We start from the raw sequence: 14346 nt of genomic DNA, 5'->3' as shown, positions 1-14346 counted from the left end.
GCGATGGCGGCGGCACATCCACCATCAATCCCCGGTGGTGCAACATCTCGTAACTCCTCCAGGGCGGGATCGGTTGAGAAGCTAAATGTGAGTCCTTATCATTTCGACTCATTTTTGATTTCGAGAGACCGCTCCCATGTTGGCACCGAAGCGTCTACTGACAGCCCTCGCCCTGATCCTGATCGGCACCACTGCCCAGGCCGCTGACGAGGTGGTGGTCTACTCCTCGCGTATCGACGAGCTGATCAAACCGGTCTTCGATGCCTACACCCAAAAAACCGGCGTAAAGGTGAAATTCATCACCGACAAGGAAGCGCCGCTGATGCAGCGCATCAAGGCCGAAGGCGAAAACGCCACCGCCGACCTGCTGCTGACCGTCGATGCGGGCAACCTTTGGCAGGCCGAGCAAATGGGCATCCTGCAGCCGTTCACCTCCAAGGTGATCGACACCAATATCCCGCTGCAATACCGCGCCGCGTCTCACGCCTGGACCGGCCTGAGCCTGCGGGCGCGGACCATCGCCTATTCCACCGACCGGGTAAAACCCTCGGACCTGAGCACTTACGAAGCGCTGGCTGACAAGCAGTGGGAAGGCCGGTTGTGCCTGCGTACCGCGAGAAAGGTCTATAACCAGTCGTTGACTGCAACCCTGATTGAAACCCACGGTGCCGAAAAAACCGAAGATATCCTCAAGGGTTGGGTGCGCAACCTGTCCACTGACGTGTTCTCTGACGACATCGCCGTACTGCAAGCGATCAGCGCCGGGCAATGCGACGTCGGTATCGTCAACACGTACTACTACGGCCGTCTGCACCAGCAGAAGCCGGACCTGCCGGTCAAACTGTTCTGGCCGAACCAGGCTGACCGAGGCGTACACGTGAACCTGTCGGGCATTGGCCTGACCAAACACGCCCCGCACCCGGAAGCCGCCAAGGCTCTGGTGGAATGGATGACCACACCTGAAGCGCAAAAGATCTTCGCCGACGCTAACCAGGAATTCCCGGCCAACCCGGCGGTGAAACCGTCTGCTGAAGTCGAGGCCTGGGGCACGTTTATCCCGGACACCCTGCCGGTTGAAGTGGCGGGTCTGCGTCAGGCTGAAGCCATTCGCCTGATGGACCGCGCCGGCTGGAACTGACTCACCGGTATGCCGCACCCCGCTGATCGTTCCCATGCTCTGCGTGGGAATGCAGCCCCAGACGCTCCGCGTCTGACCCTTTCAAGCGTGACGCGGAGCGTCACAGGCTATGTGCCCACGCAGAGCGTGGGCACAATCATTTGAGAGAGATTTTTTTGGCCCATCCCGCCCAACGCCGCTGGTATCCGCTGGTTTTCGTCGTTGCCGCCCTGGTGCTGCTGCCACTGAGTGTGTTGCTGCTGTCGTGGCAAACCGTCGATATGCAGATCTGGTCGCACCTGTGGCAAACCCAGATGCCGCGCTTGCTGGGCAACACCCTGACGCTGATCCTCGGCGTCGGGGTTGGCGTAACGCTGTTGGGCGTCAGCCTGGCGTGGCTGACCAGCCTCTGCGAATTTCCCGGACGTCGTTGGCTGGATTGGGCGCTGATGTTGCCGTTTGCGATCCCGGCCTATGTGCTGGCGTTCGTTTTCGTCGGATTGCTGGATTTCGCAGGCCCTGTGCAAACCCTGCTTCGCGAGTGGTTCGGCAGTGGTTTGCGGCTGCCGCGCGTCCGTTCTACGGGCGGGGTGATTCTGGTATTGGTGCTGGTGTTCTATCCCTACGTCTACTTGCTGGCGCGCACGGCGTTTCTAGCCCAGGGCAAAGGCCTGATGGAGGCTGCGCGCGTGCTCGGCCAGTCACCCTGGCAAGCATTCTGGCGCGTGGCCTTGCCGATGGCCCGGCCGGCGATTGGTGCCGGTGTGGCCTTGGCATTGATGGAGACACTGGCGGATTTCGGCGCAGTATCGGTGTTCAACTTCGACACGTTCACCACGGCGATCTACAAAACCTGGTACGGCTTTTTCAGCCTGTCGAGCGCCGCACAACTGGCCAGCCTGTTACTGCTGGTGGTGATGTTGCTGCTGTACGGCGAGCGGCGTGCGCGTGGCGCCAGCCGGGCGAGTAACGAGCGGCCCCGGGGCAAGGCGCTTTATCACCTGCGCGGGTTCAAGGCTGTGGCCGCCAGCAGCTGGTGCGGGCTGGTGTTCGCCTGCGCATTTGTCATTCCATTGCTGCAACTGATGACATGGTTCTGGCAGCGCGGGCGCTTCGACCTGGATGAGCGTTACGCCGGGCTGATCGTCCACACGTTGTACCTGGGTGCCATGGCTGCGCTGATCACCGTCAGCGTCGCGCTGGTGTTGGCATTCGCCCGGCGCCTGGCACCGACCCGGACGATTCGTTCCGGGGTCAGCCTGGCCAACATCGGCTACGCCTTGCCCGGATCGGTGCTGGCGGTATCGATCATGCTGGCGTTCAGTTACCTGGACCGTGAACTGGTGGTGCCGCTGTCGGGCTGGCTTGGCGGCGCGGGCAAACCGTTGCTGCTGGGCAGCCTGTCGGCGTTGTTGCTGGCGTATCTGGTGCGCTTTATCGCGGTGGCCTACGGGCCGTTGGAAAATAGCCTGGCGCGGATCCGTCCGTCGTTGCCAGAAGCTGCACGTTGTTTGGGTGTCAGTGGGCCACGACTGTTTTTCAAGGTATATCTGCCGTTGCTGCTGCCCGGCACGTTGAGCGCGGCGCTGCTGGTGTTCGTCGATGTGCTCAAGGAAATGCCCGCGACCTTGCTGATGCGCCCGTTTGGCTGGGACACGCTGGCGGTGCGGATCTTCGAAATGACCAGCGAAGGCGAGTGGGCCCGGGCGTCGTTGCCTGCGCTGACAATGATTCTGGTAGGCCTGTTACCCGTCATCGGGTTGATTCGCCGTTCGGCACATCAAAACGGCTAGGTGCCAGTCCTACACCTTGCGGCTACAATGCGCGGCATTCGGTGCGGATCGTCCTTCAGACCGGGTCGCTGAAATAGGCTGAAAGCCTTCTACTTCAAGGCTTTCAACCATACAGCGCCTGTCCGTACCTTCGCCACGCCCGGAAGGAGAAACCCATGGGACAGCGCACGCCTCTGTATGACCTTCATCTCGCACTTGGCGCGAAGATGGTCGATTTTGGCGGTTGGGATATGCCATTGCATTACGGCTCACAGGTTGAGGAACACCATCAGGTGCGCCGCGACTGTGGGGTTTTCGATGTTTCCCATATGACCGTAATCGATGTCAGCGGCCCTCAGGCCAAAGCCTGGCTCCAGCATTTGCTGGCCAATGATGTCGAACGTCTGCACAGCGTCGGCCGTGCCTTGTACAGCACCATGCTCAATAAGCGGGGCGGGGTGGTCGACGACATGATTGTCTATCGCCTGGAAGATGCTTACCGCCTGGTGGTGAACGCCGCCACCCGTGATCAGGACATGGCCTGGATGCAGGCCCAACTCGGCGACTATCAGGTGCAACTGCACGAGCGCAGCGAGTTGGCGATGTTGGCGATTCAAGGTCCGCAGGCGCGGCAAAAGATCGCCGAACTGGTGACCCAGTCCCGTGGCACGCTGATCCAGCAACTCAAACCGTTCGAAGGTCAATGTGACGGTGACTGGTTCATCGCCCGTACCGGTTACACCGGCGAAGACGGTCTGGAGATTGCCTTGCCGGCCGATCAGGCGCCGGGATTCTTCAATGATCTGGTCGGTGCGGGCATATCGCCTATTGGCCTCGGCGCTCGCGACACGCTGCGTCTTGAGGCCGGAATGAACCTATACGGTCAGGACATTCATCAGGACGTCTCTCCGCTGGCTTCCAATATGGCCTGGAGCATTGCCTGGGAACCGGCCACTCGCCAGTTCATCGGCCGGGCTGCGCTTGAGGCTGAACGGGCAGCAGGGGTGAAGCAAAAACTGGTTGGTCTGGTGCTCGAAGAGCGTGGGGTTTTACGCGCCCATCAGGTGGTTCGCATCGCTGATGTTGGCGAAGGTGAGATCACCAGTGGTAGTTTCTCTCCTACGCTTAGCAAATCGATTGCCTTGGCGCGGGTGCCGATGGCGACCGCCGACCGGGCTGAAGTGGAAATTCGTGGCAAGTGGTACCCGGTTCGGGTGGTCAAACCGACTTTCGTGCGTCACGGCAAAACCCTGATCTAACTTTCTCTGGCGGGCCAGCACCGCTGATATTTCTTCTTGAGGATACAGAACATGAGCGATATCCCTACCGACCTGCGTTTTGCCGAAAGTCACGAGTGGGCGCGTCTGGATGAAGATGGCGGCGTAAAAGTCGGTATTTCAGACCATGCTCAGGAAGCCTTGGGCGATGTGGTGTTCGTCGAGCTGCCGGAAATCGGCAAAGTCTTCGCTGCCGGTGAAGCTGCGGGCGTAGTCGAGTCGGTCAAGGCCGCTTCGGATATCTACTCACCGGTCTCCGGTACAGTCATCGCCGTTAACGAAGAGCTGGCCAACAGCCCGGAGCTGGTTAACAGCGCGCCATACGACAGCTGGTTCTTCAAACTCGAGCCGAGTGATACCTCTGAGCTGAACAACCTGCTCGACGCAATGGCCTACAAGGCCGCCATCGGCGAGTAATCACCGCCAGAAGCGAATCCGCTGCAAGAACGCCGCGTTTCCCTTATCGGGGGGTGCGGCGTTTTTCGTTGAGCGCCGTGTGTAAGCTCTAAATAGCTTAGTTGCTAGTTCGACGGGCAGTTAACGTGGCCTGCATCACCGCTTTATTTACCCTGGCATGAAGTTCCGTTACTTCTATTGTTGTCAGGCGCTTTGCCGGTTCGCCAGAAACCCAGGCACCACTGTTATTGTAAGTGATCGTTTGCGTTTCTCCGTCGTTTATGGTGAGGACGTAAGGGTTGGATAGACTGCCGGGGATTAACGAACCCGCTATCTGGGCTGGGCCGAACCATAACTGAAACTCGTTTTTTGGTGTCATGATGACTGTGCCGATACTCATGCCACCTGAACAGTTCACCCAAATACTACGACCTGTGGAGTCCAGTAATATTTCACGAGGATTGGCCGGCAGTTGGTTGTAAATTGTAACATCTCCCTGAGTACCATTATTCTTTGCGGTGCTGAACACGCCATATATATCTAATGTCGTTGTTTGGCCGGTGTTGATGGGCAGGTTTTTTCCTCCTGAGGTGAAGGTGATATCGCCTTCTTGTAGTGGCGTCGTTGTAAAGTTAACCATGTAGGAGTTGTTGGCAATGTCGAATCTGTTTTGGTATTGATAAGCGGGTTGGTTTGGCGTGGCAAGTGGGGTTTTCAAAAACCAGATAACGGTGAAGGTGTTGTTTACTTTTTTTGCCAGATAGAGGCTATAGTTATTGGTCTTTTGTGCAATCAATTGAGCCTCTTCAATATAAACGATAATGGTTTGAGTGCTCACGGCTGATCTCCCATTCATCCTGTGGGTGATTTCATGGCGGAGTTCCGAATCCACCAGACCCAATATGACTACGGCCTCGGTGCTCTCAATAAAAAACCCTGTAGATCCAGGATATACAGGGTTTTCATTGACCTAAGAAACGCCTGCGTTTCGCAGGTGATGCTTGATCAGCCCGCTTGCTAGGCTGGTTCTTTGATCCCGACTCTGGCGTGAAGCTCCTGGATTTGTTTGGCGCTCAGGCGGTTGGCTGGCTCGCCATTCACCCAGGTGCCGCTGTTGGTATAGGTGATGACAATGCTATCCCCATCGACCAATTTCTGTTGCGTCGGGTTAGACAGGTTTTGGGCAATTAATGAGCCTGTTTCTTGAATATTGCCGAACCATAGTTGGTATTCACTTTTTGGTGTCAGCGTCGCGGTGCCAATGTTCATGCCGCTCTGACGGTTTACCCAGATATTTTTTCCTGCGGCATCCAGTAAGATTTCATGTGGGTTGGCTTGTAATTGGTTGATGATTACAACATCCGATGGCTTGGCATCCTTATTTGCCGGCTGTGAAAACATTCCGTTTGCATCCAGGATGGTTGACTGACCTGTGCTGATTGCCCGGTTTTTTCCACCGGAGGTGAAAGTGACATTGCCGGTTGTTACGGGGTCGTTTGTATAGTTGACCATGAACGACGGAGTCGTAATGTCAAAGGTGTTTTTGTATTGATAGCTAGGGTTGCCGACACTGGCTACGGGTCCTTTCGATTGCCAGATAACAGTGAAGTCGTTGTTTACCTTTTTTGCCAGGTAGAGACTGTAGTTGTTGTCTTTTTGTGCTTTCAATTGTTCTTCTTCAATAAACAAAATAATTTGTTGGCTCATTTTTTGAACTCCATTTCAGCGTAGGTTTTGTAACTGTGCAGGGGCTTTGTTATCGCCGCTGTCCAGCCCTAGACAAACATAGCATGCAGATTTTTGATCTATAGATTTATTGGCTATTGCCGGATTTTATCTATCGCGATTGAATTTTTCAAAAAAGTGAATTTGTTGATTAATGCAGATTTAACACCGGGTTGCGGGTGCTATCAAAATTGGGCCAGTTGAAAGTCTGGTTTTTGGCGCAAACAGTCGGGTAAGTGAAGGCATATATATAGCTATCCGTAACTATGTTCATAGCCAGAATAAAAAACGCCCAATGCAGTGCATTGGGCGTTTTGAGTGTTACAAGTGTCAGCCTGTTCAAAGGCTGGACAGGTGACTCAGGCGTTTTGCAAGACAGCCTTCACCGCCGCTACTGAACGCTCGACATCGCTTTTGCTCATGGCCGTGAACATCGGCAGCGAGACGATCAGGCGACCGACGCGTTCGGACACCGGGAACATGCCTTCCTTGAAACCGCGTTCGCGGTAAAGGCTCAGCAGGTGGATCGGCGGGTAGTGGTAGCCGATGCCGACGCCCAGTTCCTGCATTTGCTCCATGAAGGTCGCGCGGGCCGGTTTGCCGTCCTTGCGCTCTGGCAGTACCAGCTGGAACAAGTGCCAGTTGCTGTTGGTGAAGTCTGCCGGTGGCAGCTGCGCACCATATTTGGCTTCGAAATCGCTGCCGAAGCAGGCGAAGTAATGCTTGGCCAATTCGCGGCGGTGAGCGGTGATGGCGTCGATGTGAGCGAATTGGCCCAGGCCAATGGCTGCTGCCACGTCGGTCATGTTGAACTTGCCACCCAGCACATCGACGTCCAGGCCGTCGAAGCCGGTACGGGTCACGCCTTGCAGGCGATATTTCTCGGCCAGGCGCACTTCTTCAGCGTTGTTCAATACCAGGCAGCCACCTTCCGAGGAGGTGACGTTCTTGTTCGCCTGGAAGCTGAACGACACGAAGTCGCCCGTGGCGCCGATGCGCTGACCATTCCAGCTCGAACCCAATGCCTGGGCGGCGTCTTCGACAATGCGCAGGCCGTGTTTCTTGGCGATCGCATACAGGCGGCTCATGTCCACCGGCAAACCGGCGAGGAACACCGGGATAATGGCCTTGGTGCGCGGGGTAATGGCTGCTTCGAGCTGGTCCAGGTCGATGTTGCGGGTGATCGGGTCGATGTCGGCAAACACCGGGGTGGCGCCCACTTCGAGAATCACGTTGGCCGTGGCGACCCAGGAAATCGGCGTGGTGATGACTTCGTCACCGGCACCGATCCCGGCGATGCGCAGCGCGATCTCCATGGTGCAGGTCCCGGAGTTGAACGTGCGCACCGGACGGCCGCCAAAAAACTCCGAGAGCTGGGCTTCGAACGCCTGAACCTTGGGCCCGCTGGTGATCCAGCCGGAGCGCAAGACATCGCCGACAGCGGCAATTGTGGCTTCATCGATAGTAGGTTTGGAAAACGGCAGAAAAGGCAGTTGGCTCATGACGATCAGTGCACCCGATTGGCTGACGGTAGATATATGCGCCGCACATGATGAGCCTGATTGAGCAAAGACGCCATGCCGAGTGCACAGGGGGAGCTATGCTGCTTTGATCGAGTTGCATCGACGTTGAGCGCCATTCAAGAGAGAGCCCGTCATGTCCCAGTTGCCATCCTTGAGCCAGTTACGAGACCCGAATGCCTTTCTGCGGCGCCACTTGGGGCCGGACACCACCGAGCAGCAGGCGATGCTCGACAGCCTCGGGCTTGGCAGCCGTGTTGAACTGATCGAGCAGACGGTGCCGCCGGGAATTCGCCTCAATCGCGTACTGGACTTGCCGCCTGCGCTCGATGAAGAGGCCGCGCTGGCAAAGCTGCGCGGCTATGCCGAACAGAATCAGGTCTGGACCAGCCTGATCGGCATGGGTTACCACGGCACCCTTCTGCCCGCGGTGATCTTGCGCAACGTGCTGGAAAATCCCGGTTGGTACACCGCTTACACGCCCTATCAACCCGAAATCGCTCAGGGGCGACTCGAAGCGCTGCTCAATTTCCAGCAATTAACCATCGACCTGACGGGCCTGGAACTGGCCAACGCCTCATTGCTTGACGAGGCCACGGCGGCGGCCGAAGCCATGGCGCTGGCCAAGCGTGTCGCGAAGTCGAAAAGCAATCTGTTCTTCGTCGACGAAAACTGCCATCCACAGACCCTCTCCGTGGTGCGGACCCGCGCTGAAGGCTTTGGTTTCGAGCTGATCGTCGACACTGTGGATAACCTGAAACAGCATCAGGTATTCGGCGCGCTGCTGCAGTATCCCGATACCCATGGCGAAATCCGCGACCTGCGCCCGCTGATCGATCACTTGCATGCGCAGCAGGCGCTGGCCTGCGTTGCAGCTGATCTGCTGAGCCTTTTGTTGCTGACGCCGCCAGGTGAAATGGGCGCTGACGTGGTATTCGGCTCATCCCAGCGCTTTGGCGTGCCGATGGGTTATGGCGGCCCGCACGCAGCGTTCTTCGCCAGTCGCGATGAATACAAACGAGCGATTCCGGGGCGGATCATCGGCGTTTCGAAAGATGCTCGCGGCAACGTTGCGCTGCGTATGGCCCTGCAAACCCGCGAGCAACACATCCGCCGCGAGAAGGCCAATTCGAACATCTGCACGTCCCAGGTGTTACTGGCCAATATCGCCAGTTTTTACGCGGTCTACCATGGCCCTCAGGGGCTCAAACGCATTGCGCAACGGGTGCACCGGCTAACGTGCGTTCTCGCCGCCGGGCTTGAGCGCAACGGAATCACCCGGCTCAACCAGCACTTCTTCGACACCTTGACCCTTGAAGTCGGCGGCAGCCAGACCGCAATCATCGACAGCGCCAAAGCAGCGCAGATCAATTTGCGGATTCTTGGGCGCGGGCAGGTTGGTTTGAGTCTCGACGAGAGCTGCGATGAACGCACGGTGGCGAAGCTGTTTGATGTGTTCCTGGGCGCCGATCACGGGCTTGATGTCGCCGAGCTGGATGGAGAACAGCTGATCTGCGGGGTTCCCGACGGCTTGTTGCGGACCACGCCGTATTTGCGTCATCCGGTGTTCAACGCCCATCACAGCGAAACCGAAATGCTGCGTTACCTCAAGCAACTGGAGAACAAGGACCTGGCGCTCAACCAGTCGATGATTCCGCTGGGCTCCTGCACCATGAAGCTCAATGCCAGCAGCGAAATGATCCCGATCACCTGGCCAGCGTTCGCCAACCTGCACCCCTTTGCGCCGAAAGAGCAGGCGGTGGGTTATTCGCTGATGATCAGCGAACTGGAAAGCTGGCTCTGCGCGATCACCGGTTTTGATGCGATCTGCATGCAGCCCAACTCCGGCGCCCAAGGTGAATACGCCGGGTTGCTGGCGATCCGCAAATACCATGAAAGCCGTCAGCAAGGCGCACGTGACATCTGCTTGATTCCCGCGTCTGCCCACGGCACCAACCCGGCCTCGGCGCAAATGGCCGGGATGCGGGTGATGATCGTCGACTGCGACGATGCCGGTAACGTTGATCTCGATGACCTGAAAGCCAAGGCGACGGCCGCCGGCGACAAGCTCTCCTGCCTGATGGCCACTTACCCTTCGACCCATGGGGTGTATGAAGAGGGCATCAGCGAAATCTGCGAAGTTATCCACAGCCATGGCGGTCAGGTGTACATGGACGGCGCCAACCTCAATGCACAGGTCGGGCTGGCTCGCCCGGCGGATATCGGCGCCGATGTCTCACACATGAACCTGCACAAGACCTTCTGCATTCCCCATGGCGGAGGCGGACCGGGGATGGGGCCGATTGGTGTGCGGGCGCATTTGGCGCCGTTCGTTGCCAATCACCCGGTGGTGCCGATCGAGGGACCCCATCCGCAGAATGGCGCAGTCAGCGCAGCGCCCTGGGGCAGTGCGAGTATTTTGCCGATCAGCTGGATGTACATCGCGATGATGGGGCCGCAATTGGCGGATGCCAGCGAAGTGGCGATTCTTTCGGCCAATTACCTGGCAAAACATTTGTCCGGTGCGTTCCCGGTGCTCTATACCGGGCGCAACGAGCGGGTGGCGCACGAATGCATCCTCGACTTGCGACCGCTCAAGGCGCAAACCGGTATCAGCGAAGAAGACGTCGCCAAGCGACTGATGGATTACGGTTTCCATGCGCCGACCATGTCTTTCCCGGTGCCGGGTACGTTGATGGTCGAGCCTACTGAAAGCGAATCCAAGGCGGAACTGGATCGCTTTATCAGCGCGATGCTGAGTATTCGCGCGGAAATTGCCGAGGTGCAGAATGGCAATTGGTCTGCCGAGGACAATCCGCTGAAACGCTCGCCGCATACGTTGGCGGACATTACCGGCGTCTGGGATCGGCCCTACAGCATCGAACAAGCGGTGACCCCGGACGCGCACACCAGGCTGCATAAGTATTGGCCGACGGTGAACCGCGTGGACAACGTTTACGGGGATCGCAACCTGTTCTGCGCCTGCGTGCCGGTGGACGAATACCGCTGACATGTACGGGGTTGATCGTTCCCACGCTCTGCGTGGGAATGCATCCCGTGACGCTCCGCGTCACAGGAGTGGACGCAGAGCGTCCATGGCGGCGCTACCACGCAGAGCGTGGGAGCGATCATCAAAAAAAATGCCGCTCGATTGAGCGGCACTTTATTCGCGGCACTAACGGATCACTGTTCGGCGACCGCGTTCTTGGCCAGGATTGCGTTGGCCAATTCCATGTCGGTAGCCTTCAAACCTGGGTTGTCCGCACGGACTTTCTGCATGGCGGATTCCAGATACGGACCACGGATATTGCCGTCACTGGCTACGAAACTACTGGCGTCGTCCTGAGCGGCAACGACCAGCTTGTGATCCCTGGAGGTCAGGTAGGTGGACGCGGTGGTCGCACCTGAGGAAATAACTTCTTGCAAGATGCCGTCATGGTCATGGTCATGGGCCATTGCTGAACCTACAGAGAGGGAAAGCAAGGCAAACGTAGCGGCAGCAAGTTTAAAACGCATAGTGGGTGACTCCAGTGGGATTTCTGGCAGCTTGGATTGCCAATACCCCAAACGAGTTCCGTAGCGTTCATCGGCATGTTCGACCAGGATAATCCCCCTATTTTTGCTCACTCTGCGGCGTCACTCGCAGCACCTCTTCAATTGTCGTCAGCCCCGCCGCCACTTTTTGTGCGCCCGACAGCCGCAGGCTGCGCATGCCTTCCTTGAACGCCTGGCGACGGACGGCGAGCAGGTCGGTGTCGGGGTTGATCAGGGCTTTGACGCTGTCGGTCATTTGCATGATTTCGTAGACGCCAGCGCGTCCGCGATAACCGGTGTCGCGGCATTCCAGGCAGCCAATCGCGCGTTGGGCGTTGCCTGGCAGCGGTGCTTGCCAGGGACGGGTCAAGGTTTGCCAGTCGTCTTCGCCCAGCGTCAGCGGTGCTTTGCAGTGCGGGCAAAGTGTACGGACCAGACGTTGCGCCATGACTCCCAGCAGGGTGGCTTTGATCAGGTAATGCGGTACGCCGAGTTCCAGTAAGCGGCTGATGGCGCTCGGTGCGTCGTTGGTGTGCAGGGTCGACAACACCAGGTGCCCGGTGAGTGCCGCTTGAATGGCCATTTCGGCGGTTTCGAGGTCGCGGATCTCGCCGATCATGATGATGTCCGGATCTTGTCGCATCAGTGCGCGCACGCCGCTGGCAAAGGTCAGGTCGATGTTGTGCTGGACCTGCATCTGATTGAACGCCGGCTCAACCATTTCGATCGGGTCTTCGATGGTGCAGAGGTTGATCTCTGGCGTCGCGAGTTTTTTCAGCGTGGTGTAGAGCGTACTGGTCTTGCCCGAACCGGTTGGCCCGGTGACCAGAATGATGCCGTTGGGCTGGCGGGTCATGTCCTGCCAGCGGCGCAGATCATCGGCGGAAAACCCGAGCTGGTCGAAGTCCTTGAGCAGCACTTCCGGATCGAAGATCCGCATGACCATTTTTTCCCCGAACGCCGTGGGTAGCGTCGACAGCCGCAACTCCACTTCGCCGCCGTCCGGAGTCTTGGTCTTGACCCGGCCATCCTGGGGTTTGCGCTTTTCTGCAACGTTCATCCGCCCCAGGCTCTTCAGGCGACTGACGATTGCCATGGTCACCTGCGGTGGAAATTGATAGACGTTGTGCAACACGCCGTCGATGCGAAAGCGCACGGTGCCTTGCTCGCGCCGTGGTTCGATGTGGATATCACTGGCGCGTTGCTGGAAAGCGTACTGGAACAACCAGTCGACGATGTTGACGATGTGCGCGTCGTTGGCGTCCGGTTCCTGATCGCTGGCGCCGAGGTTGAGCAACTGTTCGAAGTTGCCCAGGGTGTTCATATGCTGATCGGCATTGGTCGCGCCGCTGACCGATTTGGCCAGGCGGAAGAATTCCACGCTGAAGCGCTGGATGTCCGCCGGGTTGGCCACTACCCGCTTGATCGGCAACTGTAGAACGTGGGTCAGGTCGGCTTCCCAGCTGCGCACATAAGGCTGCGCGCTGGCGACGGTGACGGCGTCGCGGTCGATCGCAACCGCGAGGATTTTGTGGCGCTGGGCAAAGGCGTAAGACATCAACGAGGTAATTTGCGCGACGTTTATTTTCAGCGGGTCGATGCGCAAGTAAGGCTGGCCGGCCTGTTGCGAGAGCCACAAGGTCAGGCTTTCCAGATCCAGGCGTTTACCGGGGCGGCTGAGGTCGTCGAGGTGTTGGCTGGCAAGGAACTCCAGCGGGTGCAACTGGCTGTTGCTGGCATTGCGGCGCGTGGTCAGCGCGTGTTCGGCCGAGTCCTGGCTGATGAAGCCTTGGGCGACCAGTTCGCGCAGCAGGTCATTGAGATCCAGCCAGCGATCCTGAGTGGCGAGTTGAACGGGCATCCGGGCTCCTTATGGAAACGATCCTGCACGTGCGGTGTAGACAGGTGCGTCTCTGACCACAGATGCCAAGAATAGTCCCCACAAGGGTCGGCGGTTCGGTCATCGACCGATTCATCGTTGCGAGTCTTTACCGGGGCGCTTCAGCCGGCGGCCTGTGCAGGCTGAACCCATTGCGAATCAGCCGCTTGCAGTTCCACCGAGCCGACACTGATCAGGTTACGTAATTTTTCCGCGATGACCTGGGCGCGGTGCCAGCTCAGGCCGTCCATGACGATATCGATCGACAGCAGATCGTCGTCGCGCAGCACATTGACCTGCTGCGGTACCAGAAACTGCAACGCGAACAGATTCAGCGCACGACACAATACGTCCGGTTCGGCCTCGGCCAGCAGTTGGTAGTGCACGCGACAATGGGCATTACTGACGTTCCACACATCGGCGCGGGTAGAGGGGGTACTGACGGCTTCGAGCGGGGGCATGGTCGATCTCCAAATCACTGGAGAAATTTTTACATTCGGTGCCGGGTATTTCTTATCTATGATGGGATTAATTGGCGTTAAATCGACTTGTTCAATTCTCGGATAATGTCTTTACGGGTTTTTCTATGCATAGCGAACTTGACACGTATGACCGACGAATTCTGGCGTTGCTGCAAGAGGATGCCTCGCTTTCCAGTGCGCAGATTGCCGAGCAGGTCGGGTTATCGCAGTCGCCGTGCTGGCGGCGCATTCAACGAATGAAGGAGGAGGGGGTTATTCGTGGGCAGGTGACCTTGCTCGATCGCAAGAAAATCGGCCTCAACACGCAAATCTTCGCCGAGATCAAACTCAACGCCCATGGGCGTTCGAACTTCACGGAGTTCACCGAGGCGATTCGCGGCTTTCCGGAGGTGCTGGAGTGTTATGTGCTGATGGGCGCGGTGGATTTTCTGTTGCGGATCGTCACGGCAGACATCGAAGCCTATGAGCGCTTCTTCTTCGAGAAGCTGTCGATGGTGCCGGGGATTCAGGAGGTCAACTCGATCGTGGCCTTGTCGGAGATCAAGTCCACGACGAGTTTGCCGGTGTTGCGTTGATCTCACACTGATCGTTCCCTCGCTCTGCGTGGGAATGCAGCCGGTGACGCTCCGCGTCACCTGGACGCA

The 14346-nt window shown here is 57.9% G+C and carries 12 protein-coding genes; 6 read left to right on the top strand and 6 right to left on the bottom strand.

Translation table 11 applies throughout. From position 1 onward, the window contains the following. Positions 1-136 precede the first annotated feature (136 nt). The 4 genes from BK658_RS03035 (at position 137) to gcvH (ending at position 4583) form a co-directional block, all read left to right on the top strand. Positions 137-1138, top strand: a complete 1002-nt coding sequence (locus BK658_RS03035) for an extracellular solute-binding protein (protein ID WP_123581007.1) — start codon at positions 137-139, stop codon at positions 1136-1138. A 155-nt stretch (positions 1139-1293) separates the two neighbouring features. After that, positions 1294-2910, top strand: coding sequence for an ABC transporter permease (locus BK658_RS03030; RefSeq protein ID WP_123581006.1), 1617 nt, complete (start codon positions 1294-1296; stop codon positions 2908-2910). Positions 2911-3065: 155 nt separating this feature from the next. After that, complete coding sequence (gcvT, locus tag BK658_RS03025; protein WP_123581005.1) at positions 3066-4148, top strand: glycine cleavage system aminomethyltransferase GcvT; 1083 nt, start codon at positions 3066-3068, stop codon at positions 4146-4148. 51 nt (positions 4149-4199) lie between these two features. Then, positions 4200-4583, top strand: a complete 384-nt coding sequence (gcvH, locus tag BK658_RS03020) for a glycine cleavage system protein GcvH (protein WP_123581004.1) — start codon at positions 4200-4202, stop codon at positions 4581-4583. A gap of 97 nt (positions 4584-4680) precedes the next feature. Here gcvH and BK658_RS03015 read toward each other — a convergent pair whose 3' ends face one another. The 3 genes from BK658_RS03015 to BK658_RS03005 all read right to left on the bottom strand — a co-directional run bounded on the left by BK658_RS03015 (position 4681) and on the right by BK658_RS03005 (position 7789). Further along, entirely contained in the window at positions 4681-5400 is a 720-nt protein-coding gene (locus BK658_RS03015) for a hypothetical protein (protein WP_123581157.1), read from the bottom strand. A 179-nt stretch (positions 5401-5579) separates the two neighbouring features. Continuing rightward, positions 5580-6269, bottom strand: coding sequence for a hypothetical protein (locus BK658_RS03010; RefSeq protein WP_123581003.1), 690 nt, complete (start codon positions 6267-6269; stop codon positions 5580-5582). A 377-nt stretch (positions 6270-6646) separates the two neighbouring features. Continuing rightward, the gene (locus tag BK658_RS03005) at positions 6647-7789 is read right to left on the bottom strand and encodes a DegT/DnrJ/EryC1/StrS family aminotransferase (protein WP_123581002.1); all 1143 of its coding nucleotides are present in this window, start codon (positions 7787-7789) and stop codon (positions 6647-6649) included. Positions 7790-7943: 154 nt separating this feature from the next. On the opposite strand from BK658_RS03005, the gene gcvP reads away from it, so the two are divergent. Beyond that, entirely contained in the window at positions 7944-10817 is a 2874-nt protein-coding gene (gene gcvP, locus BK658_RS03000) for an aminomethyl-transferring glycine dehydrogenase (RefSeq protein WP_123581001.1), read from the top strand. Positions 10818-10990: 173 nt separating this feature from the next. Here the strand turns inward: gcvP and BK658_RS02995 are convergent, their stop codons facing one another. The 3 genes from BK658_RS02995 to BK658_RS02985 form a co-directional block, all read right to left on the bottom strand. Continuing rightward, entirely contained in the window at positions 10991-11323 is a 333-nt protein-coding gene (locus tag BK658_RS02995) for a DUF2388 domain-containing protein (RefSeq protein WP_123581000.1), read from the bottom strand. 97 nt (positions 11324-11420) lie between these two features. Further along, positions 11421-13202: a type IV pilus assembly ATPase TfpB gene (gene tfpB / locus BK658_RS02990; RefSeq protein ID WP_123580999.1), complete on the bottom strand. Its 1782-nt coding sequence runs from the start codon at positions 13200-13202 to the stop codon at positions 11421-11423. A gap of 140 nt (positions 13203-13342) precedes the next feature. Further along, positions 13343-13681, bottom strand: coding sequence for a hypothetical protein (locus BK658_RS02985; RefSeq protein ID WP_123580998.1), 339 nt, complete (start codon positions 13679-13681; stop codon positions 13343-13345). A gap of 125 nt (positions 13682-13806) precedes the next feature. Here BK658_RS02985 and BK658_RS02980 point away from each other — a divergent pair, with 125 nt between their 5' ends. After that, positions 13807-14277 (top strand): Lrp/AsnC family transcriptional regulator, encoded by a 471-nt coding sequence (locus BK658_RS02980; protein ID WP_123580997.1) that lies wholly within the window; start codon positions 13807-13809, stop codon positions 14275-14277. The last annotated feature ends 69 nt before the right edge of the window (positions 14278-14346 follow it).

This window comes from Pseudomonas brassicacearum, from assembly GCF_003732175.1.
Lineage (GTDB): Bacteria > Pseudomonadota > Gammaproteobacteria > Pseudomonadales > Pseudomonadaceae > Aquipseudomonas > Aquipseudomonas brassicacearum_G.
This window is presented reverse-complemented; position numbering and strand designations above follow the sequence as displayed.

Coding starts and splice junctions, on each gene's coding strand:
- BK658_RS03005 (WP_123581002.1), bottom strand. CDS start 7,789: ATGAGCCAACTGCCTTTTCTGCCGTTTTCCAAACCTACTATCGATGAA.
- gcvH (WP_123581004.1), top strand. CDS start 4,200: ATGAGCGATATCCCTACCGACCTGCGTTTTGCCGAAAGTCACGAGTGG.
- tfpB (WP_123580999.1), bottom strand. CDS start 13,202: ATGCCCGTTCAACTCGCCACTCAGGATCGCTGGCTGGATCTCAATGAC.
- gcvP (WP_123581001.1), top strand. CDS start 7,944: ATGTCCCAGTTGCCATCCTTGAGCCAGTTACGAGACCCGAATGCCTTT.
- BK658_RS02995 (WP_123581000.1), bottom strand. CDS start 11,323: ATGCGTTTTAAACTTGCTGCCGCTACGTTTGCCTTGCTTTCCCTCTCT.
- BK658_RS03010 (WP_123581003.1), bottom strand. CDS start 6,269: ATGAGCCAACAAATTATTTTGTTTATTGAAGAAGAACAATTGAAAGCA.
- BK658_RS02980 (WP_123580997.1), top strand. CDS start 13,807: ATGCATAGCGAACTTGACACGTATGACCGACGAATTCTGGCGTTGCTG.
- BK658_RS03035 (WP_123581007.1), top strand. CDS start 137: ATGTTGGCACCGAAGCGTCTACTGACAGCCCTCGCCCTGATCCTGATC.
- gcvT (WP_123581005.1), top strand. CDS start 3,066: ATGGGACAGCGCACGCCTCTGTATGACCTTCATCTCGCACTTGGCGCG.
- BK658_RS02985 (WP_123580998.1), bottom strand. CDS start 13,681: ATGCCCCCGCTCGAAGCCGTCAGTACCCCCTCTACCCGCGCCGATGTG.